The sequence below is a fragment of the Gluconobacter sp. P5H9_a genome (assembly GCF_018812085.1).
In the GTDB taxonomy this organism is placed as follows: Bacteria; Pseudomonadota; Alphaproteobacteria; order Acetobacterales; family Acetobacteraceae; genus Gluconobacter.
Map to the genome: position 1 here is coordinate 361,225 of NZ_JACRVW010000001.1, position 16,014 is coordinate 377,238.

Annotated in this window: 19 protein-coding genes and 2 tRNA genes; 14 read left to right on the forward strand and 7 right to left on the reverse strand. The window is 56.3% G+C overall.

Annotation, left to right across the window (positions count from 1 at the left end; all coding sequences use genetic code 11):
• Positions 1–7: 7 nt before the first annotated feature.
• The 5 genes from KP708_RS01620 to KP708_RS01640 all read left to right on the forward strand — a co-directional run bounded on the left by KP708_RS01620 (position 8) and on the right by KP708_RS01640 (position 3,722).
• Positions 8–1,360 carry an ATP-binding protein gene (locus KP708_RS01620; protein ID WP_215750120.1) on the forward strand — a complete coding sequence of 451 codons (1,353 nt, stop codon included), beginning with the start codon at positions 8–10 and terminating at the stop codon, positions 1,358–1,360.
• 96 nt (positions 1,361–1,456) lie between these two features.
• Positions 1,457–2,020 (forward strand): NifU family protein, encoded by a 564-nt coding sequence (locus KP708_RS01625; RefSeq protein WP_046900986.1) that lies wholly within the window; start codon positions 1,457–1,459, stop codon positions 2,018–2,020.
• 3 nt (positions 2,021–2,023) lie between these two features.
• Positions 2,024–2,662, forward strand: a complete 639-nt coding sequence (locus KP708_RS01630; RefSeq protein ID WP_064274615.1) for a malonic semialdehyde reductase — start codon at positions 2,024–2,026, stop codon at positions 2,660–2,662.
• Complete coding sequence (tsaB, locus tag KP708_RS01635) at positions 2,647–3,279, forward strand: tRNA (adenosine(37)-N6)-threonylcarbamoyltransferase complex dimerization subunit type 1 TsaB (RefSeq protein WP_215757134.1); 633 nt, start codon at positions 2,647–2,649, stop codon at positions 3,277–3,279. The genes KP708_RS01630 and tsaB overlap by 16 nt, the downstream gene beginning before the upstream one ends.
• Positions 3,280–3,317: 38 nt before the next feature.
• Entirely contained in the window at positions 3,318–3,722 is a 405-nt protein-coding gene (locus KP708_RS01640) for a GNAT family N-acetyltransferase (protein ID WP_371822695.1), read from the forward strand.
• Here KP708_RS01640 and KP708_RS01645 read toward each other — a convergent pair.
• Positions 3,706–3,948 carry a sulfurtransferase TusA family protein gene (locus KP708_RS01645; RefSeq protein ID WP_215749999.1) on the reverse strand — a complete coding sequence of 81 codons (243 nt, stop codon included), beginning with the start codon at positions 3,946–3,948 and terminating at the stop codon, positions 3,706–3,708. The two genes, KP708_RS01640 and KP708_RS01645, sit on opposite strands and share 17 nt — an antisense overlap.
• Before the next feature lie 87 nt (positions 3,949–4,035).
• On the opposite strand from KP708_RS01645, the gene KP708_RS01650 reads away from it, so the two are divergent.
• The 5 genes from KP708_RS01650 (at position 4,036) to KP708_RS01670 (ending at position 8,140) form a co-directional block, all read left to right on the forward strand.
• Positions 4,036–4,443, forward strand: coding sequence for a MucR family transcriptional regulator (locus KP708_RS01650; protein ID WP_202207091.1), 408 nt, complete (start codon positions 4,036–4,038; stop codon positions 4,441–4,443).
• A gap of 100 nt (positions 4,444–4,543) precedes the next feature.
• Positions 4,544–5,077: a Fur family transcriptional regulator gene (locus KP708_RS01655; protein WP_052750032.1), complete on the forward strand. Its 534-nt coding sequence runs from the start codon at positions 4,544–4,546 to the stop codon at positions 5,075–5,077.
• A 74-nt stretch (positions 5,078–5,151) separates the two neighbouring features.
• The gene (locus KP708_RS01660) at positions 5,152–5,982 is read left to right on the forward strand and encodes a GNAT family N-acetyltransferase (RefSeq protein WP_174694812.1); all 831 of its coding nucleotides are present in this window, start codon (positions 5,152–5,154) and stop codon (positions 5,980–5,982) included.
• Between the two features lie 55 nt (positions 5,983–6,037).
• Complete coding sequence (gene lnt, locus KP708_RS01665; RefSeq protein WP_252347336.1) at positions 6,038–7,564, forward strand: apolipoprotein N-acyltransferase; 1,527 nt, start codon at positions 6,038–6,040, stop codon at positions 7,562–7,564.
• A 57-nt stretch (positions 7,565–7,621) separates the two neighbouring features.
• Positions 7,622–8,140 carry a helix-turn-helix domain-containing protein gene (locus KP708_RS01670; protein WP_215750001.1) on the forward strand — a complete coding sequence of 173 codons (519 nt, stop codon included), beginning with the start codon at positions 7,622–7,624 and terminating at the stop codon, positions 8,138–8,140.
• 8 nt (positions 8,141–8,148) lie between these two features.
• On the opposite strand, the gene KP708_RS01675 is transcribed toward KP708_RS01670, so the two are convergent.
• Positions 8,149–8,811, reverse strand: a complete 663-nt coding sequence (locus tag KP708_RS01675; protein ID WP_211500487.1) for a tyrosine-protein phosphatase — start codon at positions 8,809–8,811, stop codon at positions 8,149–8,151.
• Between the two features lie 104 nt (positions 8,812–8,915).
• Here KP708_RS01675 and KP708_RS01680 point away from each other — a divergent pair, with 104 nt between their 5' ends.
• Both KP708_RS01680 and KP708_RS01685 read left to right on the forward strand, forming a co-directional pair.
• Positions 8,916–9,278 carry a hypothetical protein gene (locus KP708_RS01680; protein WP_215750003.1) on the forward strand — a complete coding sequence of 121 codons (363 nt, stop codon included), beginning with the start codon at positions 8,916–8,918 and terminating at the stop codon, positions 9,276–9,278.
• Between the two features lie 110 nt (positions 9,279–9,388).
• Positions 9,389–10,900 carry a globin-coupled sensor protein gene (locus KP708_RS01685; RefSeq protein WP_215750004.1) on the forward strand — a complete coding sequence of 504 codons (1,512 nt, stop codon included), beginning with the start codon at positions 9,389–9,391 and terminating at the stop codon, positions 10,898–10,900.
• Positions 10,901–10,913: 13 nt separating this feature from the next.
• Here the strand turns inward: KP708_RS01685 and KP708_RS01690 are convergent, their stop codons facing one another.
• The 3 genes from KP708_RS01690 to KP708_RS01700 are packed head-to-tail and all read right to left on the reverse strand — an operon-like array spanning position 10,914 to position 12,719.
• Entirely contained in the window at positions 10,914–11,093 is a 180-nt protein-coding gene (locus KP708_RS01690) for a Trm112 family protein (protein ID WP_046900670.1), read from the reverse strand.
• Complete coding sequence (locus tag KP708_RS01695) at positions 11,090–11,770, reverse strand: LON peptidase substrate-binding domain-containing protein (protein WP_215750006.1); 681 nt, start codon at positions 11,768–11,770, stop codon at positions 11,090–11,092. Before KP708_RS01695 ends, KP708_RS01690 begins: the two co-directional genes overlap by 4 nt.
• Positions 11,771–11,774: 4 nt before the next feature.
• Entirely contained in the window at positions 11,775–12,719 is a 945-nt protein-coding gene (locus KP708_RS01700) for a co-chaperone YbbN (RefSeq protein ID WP_215750008.1), read from the reverse strand.
• A gap of 215 nt (positions 12,720–12,934) precedes the next feature.
• On the opposite strand from KP708_RS01700, the gene KP708_RS01705 reads away from it, so the two are divergent.
• Together KP708_RS01705 and KP708_RS01710 are read left to right on the forward strand one after the other, a co-directional pair.
• Positions 12,935–13,009: transfer RNA gene (locus tag KP708_RS01705), tRNA-Gly, on the forward strand.
• Between the two features lie 135 nt (positions 13,010–13,144).
• Positions 13,145–13,219: transfer RNA gene (locus KP708_RS01710), tRNA-Gly, on the forward strand.
• A 402-nt stretch (positions 13,220–13,621) separates the two neighbouring features.
• Here the strand turns inward: KP708_RS01710 and KP708_RS01715 are convergent.
• Entirely contained in the window at positions 13,622–15,154 is a 1,533-nt protein-coding gene (locus KP708_RS01715) for a carbohydrate porin (RefSeq protein ID WP_215750010.1), read from the reverse strand.
• A gap of 189 nt (positions 15,155–15,343) precedes the next feature.
• Positions 15,344–15,865, reverse strand: a complete 522-nt coding sequence (gene ppa, locus KP708_RS01720) for an inorganic diphosphatase (RefSeq protein ID WP_046900674.1) — start codon at positions 15,863–15,865, stop codon at positions 15,344–15,346.
• Positions 15,866–16,014 lie beyond the last annotated feature (149 nt).

Consider the following 16,014-nt stretch of genomic DNA (forward strand, 5'->3'; position numbering starts at 1 on the left):
GATCCTGCTGTGGCCGCTCGGGCTGGTCGGTCGCGTCTGCGTCGTCCTGACCGTAGCGGTCACGCTGGTCTTCCTCGCCAACGCCGTTTTTTACGGCGAGGCTGAAACCTACATTGTTGATGACGTGCGCATTGCGCAGCTTGGCGAAGCCCTCAGTACAGATCTGAGGGTTCTTGCTGCTGCGCCTGTGACGCAGCGTTCCTTCCTGGCAGTCATGCTGTCCGGCAGTGAACTGAGCGTTGCCTGGCAACCTTCGACGGCTCTGCCGCACCTGCCGGGATATCGCCCCGCTGTCCTCAAGGATCTGACGGCTCGCCTGATCAAGGATGATCCCATCCTGGCGCAGGCCCAGCTCGATCTTTACACGCTTGGAAGCGGCACGCCTGATGTGCTTGGCTCCGAGCGCCTTCCTGACGGAACATACATTCATTTCCGTGTGCCTGGTCTTTTGGGGCACCACCATTTTACGCGCGGACTCGCTTCCGCAGCGATTGCGGCGGGTGCTGTTGCGATCGCGGCAACCATGCTGATCCGGGGGCTGAGTATGCCCTTGCGGGCGCTGGCTTCTGTAGCGGACAAGATCGGCTCAAACGAAACTTGGGTGCCGTTGGCGGAACGGGGCCCGCGTGAAGTTCGAGGGGTTGCCCGAGCCATCAATGCCATGCAGCGCCGTATTCAGAGTCTCATCAATGACCGAACGCAGGCACTGGCTGCCGTTTCACACGATCTCCGCACGCCTCTGACGCGTCTGAGACTCCGGTGTGGATTTCTCAATGATGGGGAAGCGCAAGCCGCCATCGAGTCGGACCTCGATGAGATGGAGGGGATGGTCAACGGTATTCTTGCCTATCTAGCAGGTGCAGATGATCCGGAAAAACCTCGCACCATCAATATTGTCGCCACCCTTGCGACTCTGGTTGATGACCATGCGGATCACGGCAAGGACGCCCGTTATGAGGGACCGGACCGTGCTCTGGTTCACGTCCGCCCTCTGGCTATCAAACGCGTTCTGTCCAACCTGATTGAAAACGCCCTGAACTACGGGGGAAATGCCCTTGCAACGCTGAGGGTTCAGGAAGACGGCGCCATAGAAATTTCCATTCAGGACAACGGCCCTGGCATTCCTGAGAGCGAATACGAGCGGGTTCTGGCGCCTTTCTATCGGCTTGAAGGATCGCGCTCTCGCCAGACGGGCGGGATTGGGCTCGGCCTGGCCATCGTAACCCGCGAGATTGCCCGGGAAGGCGGATATCTCAAGCTTGGGCGGGGAGACGCTGAAAAGGGCTATGGAGGTCTGTGTGCGACGATTGTGTTGCCGCCAGCGCGCAAGCCTTCGATTGGTGCCCGTCCTCAGAGCTGAGGGGCAAGAAGTGGGACTACGTTGGTCCAGACCCTTGCGCCAGCGGCTGAAGTGGCACATGTCAGGTGCGGACTGGCCACTGAGGACATGATGACGATGTTCATTGAAACCGAAGATACTCCGAATCCCGCCACGCTGAAGTTCCTTCCGGGGCGACCGGTTACGAATGACACGCGCACGGTTGATTTTGGCGAAGCTTCTGCTGCCGAAGGGCGCTCCGAGCTTGCTGAAGCCCTCTTTGCCCTGCCAGACGTCAAGCGCGTCTTCCTGGGAAGTGACTTTGTGTCCATCACCAAGGCGCAGGACGTCAGCTGGGGCGATCTCAAGCCTGTTGTCCTCAGCGCTCTGACGACGTTTTTCGAAAGCGGAAAGCCTGTTCTGGCCGGTGATGACGAAGCGCTGAAATATGATGTCGCGCCGGAAGATGCGGATGTCGTGACGCGTATCCGTGATCTGCTGGACACACGTGTTCGTCCCGCTGTTGCTGGAGATGGTGGTGACATCGCGTTCCGTGGTTACCGGGACGGGATTGTTTACCTCACGATGCAGGGCGCCTGTTCCGGCTGTCCGTCTTCCCGCGCGACGCTGAAGCATGGTGTTGAAAACATGCTCCGTCATTATGTGCCGGAAGTGCAGTCTGTCGAGCAGGTCGAGGACTGATCCATGGATGGCCAGACGCCTCTTCCCGTGACTGACGATCTGGCTTCCGGTCCCGTGCCGGGAGCCGAAGTGCTTTTCACGCAGGCCCGAACACCGCGTGCGTTTTCACCGCGTCCGGTCGGGGAAGATGTTTTGCGTCACCTTTACGATCTGGTGAAGCTTGGCCCCACGTCGGGCAACTGCTCTCCGGGACGCTTTGTGTTTCTGACAACGCAGGACGCTAAAGAGCGCCTACGCCCGGCCCTTTCACCGGGAAATGTCGCTCGCGCCATGGCGGCACCGGTTCTGGCCGTCGTCTGCCATGATCCCCTGTTCTTCGAGGCTTTGCCGCGGCTGGGCGCAGATGAAGGTCTGCGGGACTGGTTTGCGGCGGATGTGGGGCTTTCGGAAGAGACGGCTTTCCGGAACGGCACGCTGGAAGGCGGTTATCTTATTCTGGCGGCACGGATGCTAGGACTGGCAGCCATGCCGATGTCCGGGTTCGATGCGTTCATGGTGGAAGATGCGCTGCTGACCGCCTCGGGCTGGCGGGCGAATTTTCTGGTGGGACTTGGTTACCCTGCTGAAAACGAGCCTCATCCGGACCATGCCGAGCCCCGTGCGCCACGTCTCGACTTCGGCGAGGCATGTCTGTGCCTGTGAGGACCGTTGTTTTTAACGGCGCAGGTGCCGGAACGGGATCGACCAATCTTGTAGCGCTCGTCGAAGACGGTCGTATCGTTGCTGAACAGCATTTGGCGGGGAGGGGGGCTTCCGAGCACTTTGCTCCGGCACTACGGACTGTTCTCGAAGCTGGTGGTTGGTCTGGCTCGCCTGACAGGGTTGTTGCTGTAATCGGCCCAGGGTCTTTCACCGGCTTAAGAGCGTCACTCTCCCTTGCCGCAGGTCTGGCCGCAGGATGGGGATGCCCGACAATTGGCGTCACTCTGGGGGCTGCCATTCGGGCTACGCTCAGTCAGCCTGATGTAACCTGTATCAGTGTTGCCAGACGCGGTCGGTATTTTGTGGACCCACCGGCGGGCGAGGKTTTCGCAGTTTCTGCTGACGATCTCGATGTGTCTGCATTTGAGTCTGTTGCCGGGGATGCAGTGTCCGAGCGCGAAGCGTGGCCATGTCGTGTTGTGGCCTGTATAGCTCCGGATGCTCTTGGGATTGTCCGGGCTGCTGAAGCGCAGTCTTCGGGGCCACTAATGCCTCTGTATGTCGACCCTCCCGAAGCCAAGCCTCCCGCTGCTGGATTACGCCCTTTACCTCAATGATACCGTCTCTTCCGGATTCGATATTTCAAGTCACGGGCGTGGAAAGCGCTCCGTTACTGGCGGCGCTTCATGAAGAAGCGTTTGCAGGAGGAGAAGTGTGGGACGCGGACTCCTTTACATCCCTTCTGGGTCTTCCGGGCACAGAAGCTCTTGTTGTTCTTAAAGGAAATGAGCCAGCGGGTTTTATCCTGACCAGAACCGTCATGGATGAAACAGAAGTCCTGACATTGGCTGTTCGACCGTCGTTCCGGCGTCTTGGTCTGGGAAAATCTCTGGTTGAGCAAATACTTCCAAAAGGAAAAATATTTCTGGAAGTATCAATAAGTAACAATGCAGCAAAAAAACTTTATGATCGGTGTGGGTTCATAAAGGCTGGCCATCGACGTCGCTATTATCGTGATGGAAGCGATGCTCTGGCTCTGGTCTCTACGCTTTCAGAATGAGAAGACAGTAAAGATCAGGGTTTTCCTGATGTGGTAAATTTCCTATTATTTTGTGACCAAGTGATAGTACCGATGCAGTTACATTGTTTCTGGGCTCTTCGCCTTTAACAATCACTTTTATTTTTTGACCGGAAGTCATGGTGTCGAGACGGGCGCGGACATGTACAGTCGTCATCGGACAGATCTTGTTGCTTACATCAAGAAGAAATGTTTCATATTTTGTCATATTCTAGTTTTTCCTTGTTTTTGCTTGCTGGTAGGAGGCTTCTACTGATAGGGAACTCGTCGTTTCCGGATGAAGGACTATTACACTATGCCGCATGAGACTGCAGACCTCGATCTGCGCCATCTGACCGCCCAGATTGTTACCGCTTACGTATCCAGCCATGACATCGGAGCCGACGCGCTGCCGGGTCTTATCCGCTCGGTACATGATTCGCTTGCAACGGTGGATGTGCAGGAAGAGGTTCCCGCTGAGAAGCCGGTGCCAGCAGTTCCGCCCCGCAAATCAGTATTCCCTGACTACATCATCTGCCTTGAAGACGGGAAGAAGCTGAAGCTGCTTCGTCGTCACCTCAAGACAGCCTACAACATGACGCCGCAGGAATACCGCGAGCGTTGGGGTCTGCCGCCGGAATATCCGATGGTTGCTCCGAACTACGCAAGCCATCGTTCCTCCCTGGCACGCAAGATCGGCCTCGGCCGTCGTCGCGAAGACTGAGGATGTTTCCCGGCTTCCTGATCTTCATCCGCAGGAAGCCGGTTCTTTTATTTGCATCTCTGATTGGACAAATGGTCCGGTTTTCGGCTAGGCCGCTGATATGGTCGTAGATATGAAAATCGCGGACAGACGCGCTCGCACGCAAGGTCGGAAGCCAGAAGGTTCCGTCGTTGTCGATGATTCTCCCATTGCACGCCTCTGCGTGGAAAATGGTTTGAAGATGACAGGACAGCGCCGGGTCATTGCCCATGTTCTGTCTGAAGCCAGCGACCATCCGGACGTAGAAGAGCTTTATCGGCGCGCATCCGCCATAGACAGCCGCATTTCCGTTGCCACGGTTTATCGGACCGTGCGTCTTCTGGAAGAAAAAGGGATTCTCGAACGCCGTGATTTCGGCGGTGGGCGTGCCCGGTATGAGGCCAGCGACAGTGGCCATCACTACCATCTGATTGATGTGGACAGCGGCCGTGTCATCGAATTTGAAGATGACGAACCCGTCCGTCTGCTTACGCAGATTGCAAAACGTCTCGGATTCGATCTCGTCTCACACCGCATAGAACTCTTCGGTCATCGTCTTGAAAAAGAAACTCCGAAGCAGACTGTTGCCAAGAACAGGAACAAGAGCGGATCATGAGCACCAATCCGGCCGAGGAAAAAGCCTCACCGACAGCCCATTCGCTCATCAGTAGTGAAGAAACACTCAAACAGATGGAGACCCTCTCCACGCTGGCTCTGAACCGCGACGGTGGTTTTCAGGAGCTTCGGGGCGGTTCTCTGGGTGTTCGGATCGCCGTAACTGAGGCTGAGCGGGATGCTGCTCAGGCCCTGCGGTATCGTGTGTTTTTTGAAGAACTTGGCGCACACCCGGATGAACGCGCATTCCGCACAAAGCGGGATGTGGACGAGTTTGACGAGGTTGCCGACCATCTTCTCGTCATCGACCACAGCATTTCTTCTGGTGCAGAAGGCGTTGTCGGAACCTACCGTCTTCTGCGTTCCGATGCTGCCGAGAAGATTGGTCGTTTTTACACGGCTTCCGAATACGATATTTCGACCCTGACGGAATTTCCGGGACGTTTGCTTGAGGTTGGCCGGTCCTGTGTGGCTCGCGAACATCGTGGACGTTCTGCAATGCAGCTCCTCTGGCGTGGCATTGCATCCTATATCTTTCTTCACCGCATCGACGTGCTGTTCGGTTGCGGAAGCCTCCCGGGTACAGATCCTGACGCACTCTCTGATCAACTGACCTATCTGCATCATAATCATCTGGCTCCTCCGGCTCTCAGAATTCGGGCGCTCCCAGATCGTTATGTGGAAATGCTGCGTACGGACCCGCACACGCTTGATTACCGGGCCTGCCTGAACAAGCTGCCGCCTCTCATCAAAGGATATCTCCGCCTTGGGGGATATGTTGGAGACGGCGCTGTCGTGGATGAGCAGTTCAACACGACGGACGTAGCCGTTCTGGTAAAGAGTGAACTTCTGGCGGACAAATATTACCGCCATTACGAGCGCCGCCTTCGGGACGCTCTGGACTGATTTCCGGCTCGGGCCTCTGTGGTCCGACCGTTCTTTCTAACGGATAATCATCTTCATGATGTCGACGCTCCCTGTGCGTGGCTGGCGACTTGCCGGCCTGATGGTGCTGGCAGGGGCGTTTTCTGCCCTGTCTCTTCCGCCTGTTTATGCGCTTTTTGTGCTCCCTCTCGGGCTGCTGGTTCTCTATCGCGCCTCTGAGGATGCGGCATCCTGGAAGCAGGCTGCTCTTTGCGGTTTCCTGTTTGGAATGGGATTTCACACGGCAGGCCTGTATTGGCTGACCAATGCCATTCTGACGCGGATCCATCAGTTCTGGTGGGTCATCCCGTTCGCGGCTCCGGGTGTTGCGCTCATTATTGCCCCGTTGATGGCTGTTCCGGCAGTTCTCTGTCGTCTTGTGCCAGCGGGATGGCGGCGTATTCTGATGTTCGCCGGAAGCTGGACGGTCGTTGATATGGCCCGAGTTCTGATTTTTTCAGGCTTCCCCTGGAACCCGCTTGGCAGCGATCTGGAATTGCCCGGTTCGGTCGGCAATGCACTGATCCAGCCAGCATCCATTCTGGGTGTCGATGGTCTGACGCTTGCACTGGTCCTGGCGTCTCTGGCTCTTTTCCGTGGGCGTGTTGCCGTTCTGAGTGTTGTTGTGTGCGGCGTGCTGTGGCTCGGTGGCGGCTACTGGCGGCTTGCCACAGTAACTCCGTTGCCGATCAATAATCCGCGTGCGGTTCTGGTTCAGGGGAATGTCTCGGAAAATGAAATCATCAACCGGCAGCAAAGCGTCGAAAATTTCCGACGCTACCTCCGCCTGACGGCTCAGGGCACGCAGAAGGCCCGATTGATGGGCGATGACCGGCCTGTGGTTGTCATCTGGCCAGAATCCGGCTTTCCGGGCCTCCTCGACGAGGATGAACTGGCCCGGCAGGTAATTGCCCATGCAGCCGGTGGCGCTTCGGCAATGATCGGGTCAGATCGTGAGGAAAATGGCCACTGGTACAACAGCCTCGAACTGGTGGATCAGGATGGCAAGATCACATCCATCTATGACAAGAGCCGCCTGGTGCCATTCGGGGAGTACCAGCCTTGGATCATTCCATTTAATGTGCTTCCAGGGGTTCTGACACCCGGGCCCGGTCTCAAGACATGGGATCTTCCCGATATTGGCCGCGTCGGTCCAATGGTTTGCTACGAGATCATTTTTTCCGGGTCTGTCGTTGCGCGGCATGATCGGCCTGACTGGCTGGTCACCATTTCTAATGACGCCTGGTTCGGCAACAGTGCTGGTCCACGTCAACATCTTGCTACGGGCCGTCTGCGGGCGGTGGAAGAAGGTCTTCCCGTTGTCTTTGCCAACAACACTGGCATTTCTGCGATTTATGATGCGGCCGGACGCGAAACGGCTCGTCTGGGTTGGGGCAGGGCAGACGTGATTGTCAGTGATATTCCTTCCCCCCTCCCTCCGACGATCTTCTCCCGATACGGGCGTGCCATTCCGTTGGCTCTATCGCTGCTGTGCGTAGTGCTCTCGTTCTGGCCAACGGTTCGCCGCAAGAGAGAACGGGTTGTAATGCGTCAAAAAGGTTAATATTGACAATCTAGGGTTGTTTTATTTACCTTCTCTTGGTCTCAAGGGAGGATCATCATGTCTAGGGGTCACGTTAAGGCCGAGCCAAAAAGTGCTTCGGCTGCTGGCCCTGTCGATGTGCATGTCGGAAACCGCATTCGGCTGCGGCGCACGCTGATGGGGCTTTCTCAGGAAAAGCTTGGAGAGGCGCTGGGGCTGACGTTCCAGCAGATCCAGAAATATGAACGTGGTGCCAACCGCGTGGGGGCGAGCCGTCTTTACGATCTGGCGCGTGTTTTGGATGTGCCGATCGGTTTTTTCTTCGATGATATGCAGGATGCGGCCTCCAGGACGGCACCTGTTCCCCTTCAGCCCTCAGTCACGACCGGCTTTGCAGAAACGCAGGCCACTTTCGGCGGTCCGCCCCGTAAAGCGGTTCAACCGCCACGGTTGTTTGATCTGCCAGCCGATGAAGCGGCGCTTTTCAGCCGGCGTGAAACGGTTGATCTGGTGCGATCCTATTATCGCATTCCAGATCCTTCCGTGCGAAAGCGAATGCTGGACCTTATCCGCAGCCTCGGCCCGGCAGAAGAATAAGCCAGGGCCTATTCGCGGCGCAGGACGCTATCGTTCAGGAAGGATGAAATCTTGCCCGCTTTGAAATCGGCCCGCAGCCGGTCTTCATCGTACTCGGTCTGAAGCCAATCCATGAAGGAAAGACGCCCTTCGGCTTCAGCGCGGTAGCGCAGGAAAAATGCATCCAGAATGCCCGTGCGGGACCGGTTGAAATGTCCGAAGCGCCAGTGCAGTTGCCTGAGAGCATCTGTTGCCGTTCCCCCCTCAAACATCACGACCAGTCCCGAAGCCAGTCCTGCGCGGTCAGCTCCTGACTTGCAGTGCATCAGCATTGGAAACTGAAGGGTCTGATACATGGCATGAAAGCGCAGGATGCGATCCTTGTGGGGTGCGCCCCGGCTCTCAAACGCCATATCCAGATGCGTCAGACCCAGCTTCTCGCTTGTGCTGCGAGAAAGAGCGTCTGACCCACATTTGCGATGCCCGCGCAGGTTTACGAGCGTCTTGAGGTGAAGCTTTTTCGTCAGTCTGCGCAGACGTGACGGTGTTGGGTGGTTGCAGCGCCATACCTTGCCAGGAACGACTTCCGAAAGATTTGTCCAGCCGAGGCGGAAGATGGAATGGTCCACAAATAGACTGTCCCACCAGGCCCGTCGCAGCGTAGCGGCAGAAGTAATCCGGCCTTCAAACATCAAAAAACGTCCTCGACTGTGAGAGCATGAAGCAGCTTCAGGCAGCGCTGTGTCCCACTTGAGATGGGGATGCGTCAACCGCAAGGAAATGGTAATGTCAGCTTATGCGGTGGCTTTCTCTTTCCCTGATGGTGTCCTGCCTGTCCCTGACGGGATGTGGTGTTGGTTCAATGTTTGACGGACCGGCTGCGGATATGACCGCACTTCCCCCGCCGGGAGCCGCTCCGGATAGAACCTCTCATCGTCGCTCGCATCCAAGCGGCGTATCCTATGCGGATGATGCCCCCGTTATGCCGATGCCGCCGGGTGGAATGAGCGAGGAAAACCGTCCCCGGGAAAGCAGAGCTCCGTCCTCTGAAGGAATGACCTTTGGGACGAGTGGTGTAGGTGGCAATACAGCCGATATCACCCCGCGCCCTGCCGTGCCGGATACGGAAGTGTCATACGGGAAGAATAGCGGGAATTAAGGACAGCGAGGCCATCTGACGGTCTGGTCTTCATGATTGCGTAACTATTGGCGTGGTAGGGCGGAGGCAGTCCTTACCAGTGGGCCGAGTTGACGTCTTGGAGACCAGAAATGACCGAGCAGGTCGCGGCAGATATTAAAGAGCGCCTTGCCTTTTTAGGAATTGGGGCCAGCGAAAAAGCCCTGATATCCCGAATTGGCCAACAGATCCGCCGGATCTTGCCCCCCGCGCTTGATCGGTTTTATCGCCGAGTGGACGAGACACCGGAACTGGCACGTTTTTTCTCGAGCTCCTCCCAGCAGAATACAGCCCGCACACAGCAGGAAAAACACTGGAGCCGTATTCTCGAGGGTGATTTTGGCCCCGACTATGTCCAGAGTACGCGTGCGATTGGGAATACCCACGCCCGTATTGGCCTGGATCCACAATGGTATATCGGCAGTTACGGGCTGCTGGTCGAAGGTATTGTCGCAGGTGTTATTCAGGAGGCCTGGCCAGAACAGAAACAGGGCTTTTTCGCGAGATTGTTCGGTAAACGCCGATCTGTTCTGACCAGTCAGGACGTTGCCGCGCGGGTCGGGCTTTTGGTCAAAGCCGCGTTTCTGGATATGGAACTTGGCCTTGAGACATATACTCTGAATCTGGACGGGCAGGAGCGTTCGCGCGCCGAGAAAGAGCGCAACGAAAGCCTGTCCGCTCTTTCCGAAGCACTTGCAGATTCGCTGGACCGTATGGCGGAAGGAGATCTTGTACAGGACATTGATCCTGAGCTTGCCAGTCAGGCAGCGCGGATGAGCGGGGCATTCCAGCGCGCCTGCAGTGGACTGGGGCGGATTGTGCAGGGGGTACGTTCCACGTCTGGTGTCGTGGAGCACCGGGCCCGAACGATCAGCAGTTCATCCGAGGACATTGCCTGTCGTATTGCGGAGCAGGTTGATGCCCTGGGCACCGTATCGCGCAACATCACCCAGTTGACGACATCCGTAAAGGAAGTGGCTGAGGAAGCGCGTCAGGCAGATGAGACGGTCGAAGCCTGCTGCCATGAAACAGGGCAAAGTACGGAAGTTGTTGCTCGGACAGTTGAAGCAATGGCCAAGATCTCGGAATCATCCACACGGATTGTCCAGATTATTGGCGTTATTGATGAGATCGCCTTTCAGACAAATCTTCTGGCTTTGAACGCAGGCGTAGAAGCGGCACGTGCTGGCGATGCGGGGCGAGGTTTTGCTGTTGTTGCTCAAGAGATACGTGCGCTTTCCCAGAGGTCTACGACAGCGGCCCGTGAGATCAAGGAATTGATCAGCAGCAGTATGGAAGACGTGGAGCGTGGCGTGACGATGGTCGACGAAACGGGGGCTGCACTTGGTAATATCAGCGCATCCGTGAATCGACTGGGGAAAGCTGTGGGACAAATTGCGTCAGGTGCAGAGGCTCAGGCGCAGCGGATCATGGATATCAACACCAGTACGACACAGCTTGAAGCCGTGACCAAGACTAACGCGGCGATCGTGAGGCAGATGAGCAACTCCAGTCAGGAGTTGGTGGGGGATGCCGCCCAGTTGATGAAGATCGTCATGAACTTCAAGGTTCAGAACGATCTTCCTGCATTGCATCGGGTCTGAAGAGGGGCCTCAGTCAGAGAGAGCGCGCTTCTTCCGGCAACATGATGGGGATGCCATCCCGGATTGGAAATGCCAGCTTCGCGCGGGGGCTGATAAGCTCCTGCGTGTCACGGTCATAGGTGAGCGGCCCTTTGGTGAGGGGGCAAACCAGCAGGGACAGGAGGCGAGGGTCAAGTTCAGTGTTCATGGTCATTCCATGCCTTTTGCCAGAAGATCCAGCAAGACCCCGGCGCGGTCATCCAGTGTACTTGCTTCAAGAAGAGCCTGTTTCTGCTCAGAGCTGAACGGAACAAGCATCGGCAGAATGACGAGCAGCATGTCATCATCCATTTCATCAAGCAAAGACCAGTCCGTCTGTAGCTGATGTGCTGTCAGATAGCTTTTCAAACGGCTTAGCAGACGCGCCCGATTGATCGGGGAGGGGTCGCTTTCCAGCAGGTCTGAAAAGAAAGGTGAGGCGTCAATAGTGCCTTCCCTCCAGCCCCGTTGTGTCAAACCTTCCATCAGCAGTCTGAAACGAGTGATGCCCAGAAGTGTGATGGAAAATGTACCGTCAGAGTGTTCTGTGAAGCTGGTGATTCGACCAAGTGTCCCAATGTTATGCAGGACGGGAAGGGGATCCGTTTCGTCTTCTTCCTGTGGCTGTATCATCCCGATGAGCCGACGCCCCGCGAGAGCATCTTCCAGAAGGGCGATATAGCGCGGTTCAAAGACCGTCAGAGGCAGATGCCCTCCCGGCAGGATCATGGCTCCAGACAGTGGAAAAAGCCCGACCCGCGGAGGAATATCCGCAAGAGTAAGGTCCGCAAGAGCTGGAACCCTGCGCGGGATATCATTGAGATCCAGGAAGGTGTCGGGCGTATTCGTCATGGGCTTATGAGAACAGCAGAGAAGACAGCTTGCGACGCGCAGCAAGCGTTACAGGGTCCGTATGGCCCCATGCTTCGAAGAAACGCAGCAGTTCCGTTTTGGCAGCGCCTTCATTCCAGTCACGGTCCTGGCGGATAATGCCCAACAGGACATCCGCAGCATCCGCGCGATTTCCCGCAGCATTGAGCGCGCCAGCCAGTTTGAGCTGGATATCGAAGTCAGCAGGTGAGGCCGCGGCTTGTTGTTTGAGAGTATCCAGTTCGGAAACCGCTGCGGCACCTTCTTTCTTGAGGGCTAGTGCTGCGCGCGCGCCTGTGATTTCAGGATGGTTATCAAGCTTGGCAGGGATCTGGCTGGACGCTTCTTCTGCCCCTTCCAACTCATCAAGGGCCAGAAGTGCACGCAGCATCCCGCCCCATGCTTCAGGGTTTTCAGGTTCTGCATCGAGAACCTGCGCATAGAGGCCGACAGCTTCCGCAGTTTGATTGTCTGCCAGAGCTGTCTTGGCTGCCGCCAGAATGTCTGCTGCGGGCATCGTGCCGCCAGCAGCTTTCAAAAGCGATTCGACAAAGTGGCGGATTTCACTTTCTGGTTGCACACCCTGGAAAAGATCCAGAACCTGACCCTTCCAGAACGCGACCACAACGGGAATGGATTGAAGCGGAAGCCCCATCTGAGCCAGTTGAGCCGCGAGGGACTTGTTGGCCTCTACATCGACCTTGACCAGACGAACCCGTCCGTTGGTAGTATGGACGATCTTTTCCAGAACGGGCGTCAGCTGTTTGCAGGGGCCGCACCAGGGGGCCCAGAAATCCACCAGAACCGGGATCTGCTGGCTGGCCTCAACAACGTCCGCCATGAACGTCGTCTGATCTGCTTCGACGATGTATGCGGCCTTGCCTGAAGACGGGGACTGGCCAATCAGATGTTCGTCAAAAGTGCTGCTCATGGAATGGAAGCCATCCTGCTGGAAAAATCTAGTTCCGTTGAAGATCGGGCCTGATGGCTCTGTGTGCAAGGGCGCTTTCGTGGGAACGCCCTGATCTCGTCAGAAGATCAGGCTTCTTCTTCGCAAGAAACGGCGCGCGCTGAAAAATTGATTGGAGGGTACATTTTCTCTCTTGCATGTCTTCGTAAGTTCAGTAATAACACCGCCCACGGAACGCGGGTGTAGCTCAGGGGTAGAGCACAACCTTGCCAAGGTTGGGGTCGTGGGTTCGAATCCCATCACCCGCTCCAGTTTGAAAAAGACGCCTTAGGGCGTCTTTTTTCGTTTCTGGCTTAGTAAATGTTTCCTGATCAGGAAAATGCTTTTCCGCTCGTCTTTCCTCTTGCGGATATTGCAAGTTTCCGCCATAAGCCGCCTCACGGAATGCGGGTGTAGCTCAGGGGTAGAGCACAACCTTGCCAAGGTTGGGGTCGTGGGTTCGAATCCCATCACCCGCTCCAGTTTGAAAAAGACGCCTTAGGGCGTCTTTTTTCGTTTCTGGCTTTCGTTGCCACAAGATGGTGTCCCGTTATGAGAAAACTGCGCGGTCGTAGAAAGTGCAGCGACGGTCAGGCTGTCGTTCAGCCCTGATCCAGCTTTCCCGAGAACTGCATTAATCTTGAATTTGGAAAGCCGTTCTACGCTTAAGAGGTGGGCGCAAGAGGCTCTTCGTCAGCTTTCCGAAGCACGAAAAGAGCTGTTTGTTTTTGGAATGACCGCGAGAGCGGAGGTTGGCCACAAGCCACTGCGTTAGCCATCACCTGACCAACTAGACGTGTCCTCTGTCGCGCCAATGCTGTCCGGCAGTTACGCCTGAAAATAAAAGCGGCCAGTCAGAATAATCTACTGGCCGCCGTGTAGGCTTAGAAGAACTGGATGTGGCTCTTGAAGCCCAGCATTGCTGCGTTGTGCAGTGCAGCCTGACCGCCAGGACGGAAGTAGTACTGGAAGTCCGGTGCAAAGGTCACGCCGCGCATCACATGGATACGGTAGTTCGCTTCGAGCACTTCGCCGTAGCTCTGAATCCCGTAAGAGCCATTCATAAGCGACATCCCACGAGCAAGCTGTAGGCGCTGGGTGTCGGAAACGCTGCCTGCAACACGAACATAGGTGAAGTTCACACCGATGCCGTCCAGTGGGCGAGCCTTCCAGAATCCGCTGTCCACAAACCCGATTTCATACTGCTGGGCACGCGTCTGGGTGCGGGGGCTGTTGGCGTAGAAGCCACCCAGCACGACAAGGCCAGCGTCCGGGTTTCCGGGCGTATGGTGGCGCCAGACCATCTGATCCGCCAGGAACCAGGCTGCCCAGGAATAATTGACCGTACGCTGGGTCTGGCCCGTGATGACATACGGGTTCCCGTTGACATCATAGTAGTTGTCTTTGTGAGGCGCATTGTCGATGGCGTAGCCGACCTTGTAGTGGCCTGGCAGGTGATCCTTACCCACCAGTGGCTCCCAGCCAGCTTCCACTGGCACGGCTTCACCATTGATGTCCGCACCGTTGAACTTGAAGCCCGTCCGGTACTGAACGTTGTTGTAAATGCCTGCCTGCGCGAAATACACGCCGGTCTGGATGTATGTGCTTTTTGTCGGGCGGACGCGGATACGGGCTGCCCACACTGCATCAGGGTAGGACGAATGGGTGGTATTATCAGACGATGCCTTCGGGTTACCGCAGAAGGCATTGTTCTGGAAGTTGCAGTACAGCGGGTTGGCGGAGAAGTCGTTCAGGAACGGAATACGTCCGGCAGCGACGTCAAAATGACCATTTGCAAGCGTTTCTTCACCATAGGCATAGACAAGGTGCACCACCACGTTGCCGCCTGCACCGTAAATTTCGGAGCTGGGGTTCAGGTTGTCACCAAACATGCGACTTGCCGGAATACCGTAACGACCGACAACAACGGCATGGGTTGAGAAGCCGCGGATACCAGCAAGCTTTTCCCAGTCGATATCGTTCTCAAGGCTGTACTGGCCTGCGTTGCTGCTACCCTGACGAAGCCCGTAACCTGGTGTCGGCTTGGTGATGGCGCCCGTGTATTCGTTGGTGTTGTCCATCATGATCGCAATACCGCGGTCACGAAGCCATTTGTTCCAGCCGAACGGGTTGGTCAACAATGCCTCAGGCTTGGGAAGCGGTGGCACCTGCTCCTTGTCGAACGACATGATTGTAAGCGGGGTGTTAACGCGAACACTCGGGTTTTCCGAGTTCTGGTCTGGCCAGTCCATAACCGTGATGGGCGCGAGAACGCGCACGGTCGTAACCTTGTCGCCAGCCTTTGACTGAACGACGGTCGTGACAGGTGCGGAAGCCTTGGTCGCGCCTTCAGCGGCGGCGATGGCGGGCGTAAAACAAACCGCACAGGCTGCGGCATAGAGATGCAGGCGAGACAAGTCTCTTATCCTCGGGTATCAGGTTGCGAGATCTTCGTAACACTTTTTCCGGGATGAAGAACAGAGATTATGAGATAAATTTCGAAAATATCACGCTCATATGATATAGGCTTCATTTCTTAGGAAAAAACAAAGCCTATACCAAGCGATGTAAACTATAATCCGTATAAAACGGATCACAACATCGTATTATTTGGCTGCTGCGAGTGCTGCCTCGATGACTTTACCAGCCTCTTCTTTGCCAGCCCAGCCTGTTACCTTAACCCATTTGTTGGGTTCAAGATCCTTGTAGCGCTCAAAAAAGTGCTCAATCGCCTTGCGTGTGATCTCTGGCAGGTCGTCGATGGACTTCACGTCCGTGAACTGCGGATGGATCTTGTCGTGCGGGACGCAGATGATTTTCTCATCCTGGCCGCTCTCATCTTCCATCTTCAGCATGCCGATCGGGCGTGCACGGATCACGGCGCCAGGAACGACGGCTGCCGGAGCCAGAACGAGAGCATCAGCCGGGTCGCCGTCAGCGGCGAGGGTGCCAGGAATGAAGCCGTAAGCTGCCGGATAGGCCATGGGCGTGAACAGGAAACGATCCACGAAGATCGCGCCGCTATCCTTGTCCACTTCGTACTTGACCTGAGAGCCCTGCGGGATCTCGATAACTACATTAATGTCGTTCGGCACGTCTTTGCCGGGCGAGATCTTGGAAACGTCCATGATGTTCACGTCCTGAACTGGTTTTAAGACGGCGGAACCTTAGCTGTCCTGCGCCTTTCTGCCCAGAGCGGAAGCAAAAACATGATGGGGAGCTGATGCGCTGATCGCGGGGTTGAGAGGGCTCGGCAGATTGCCAGAAACGCAAAACG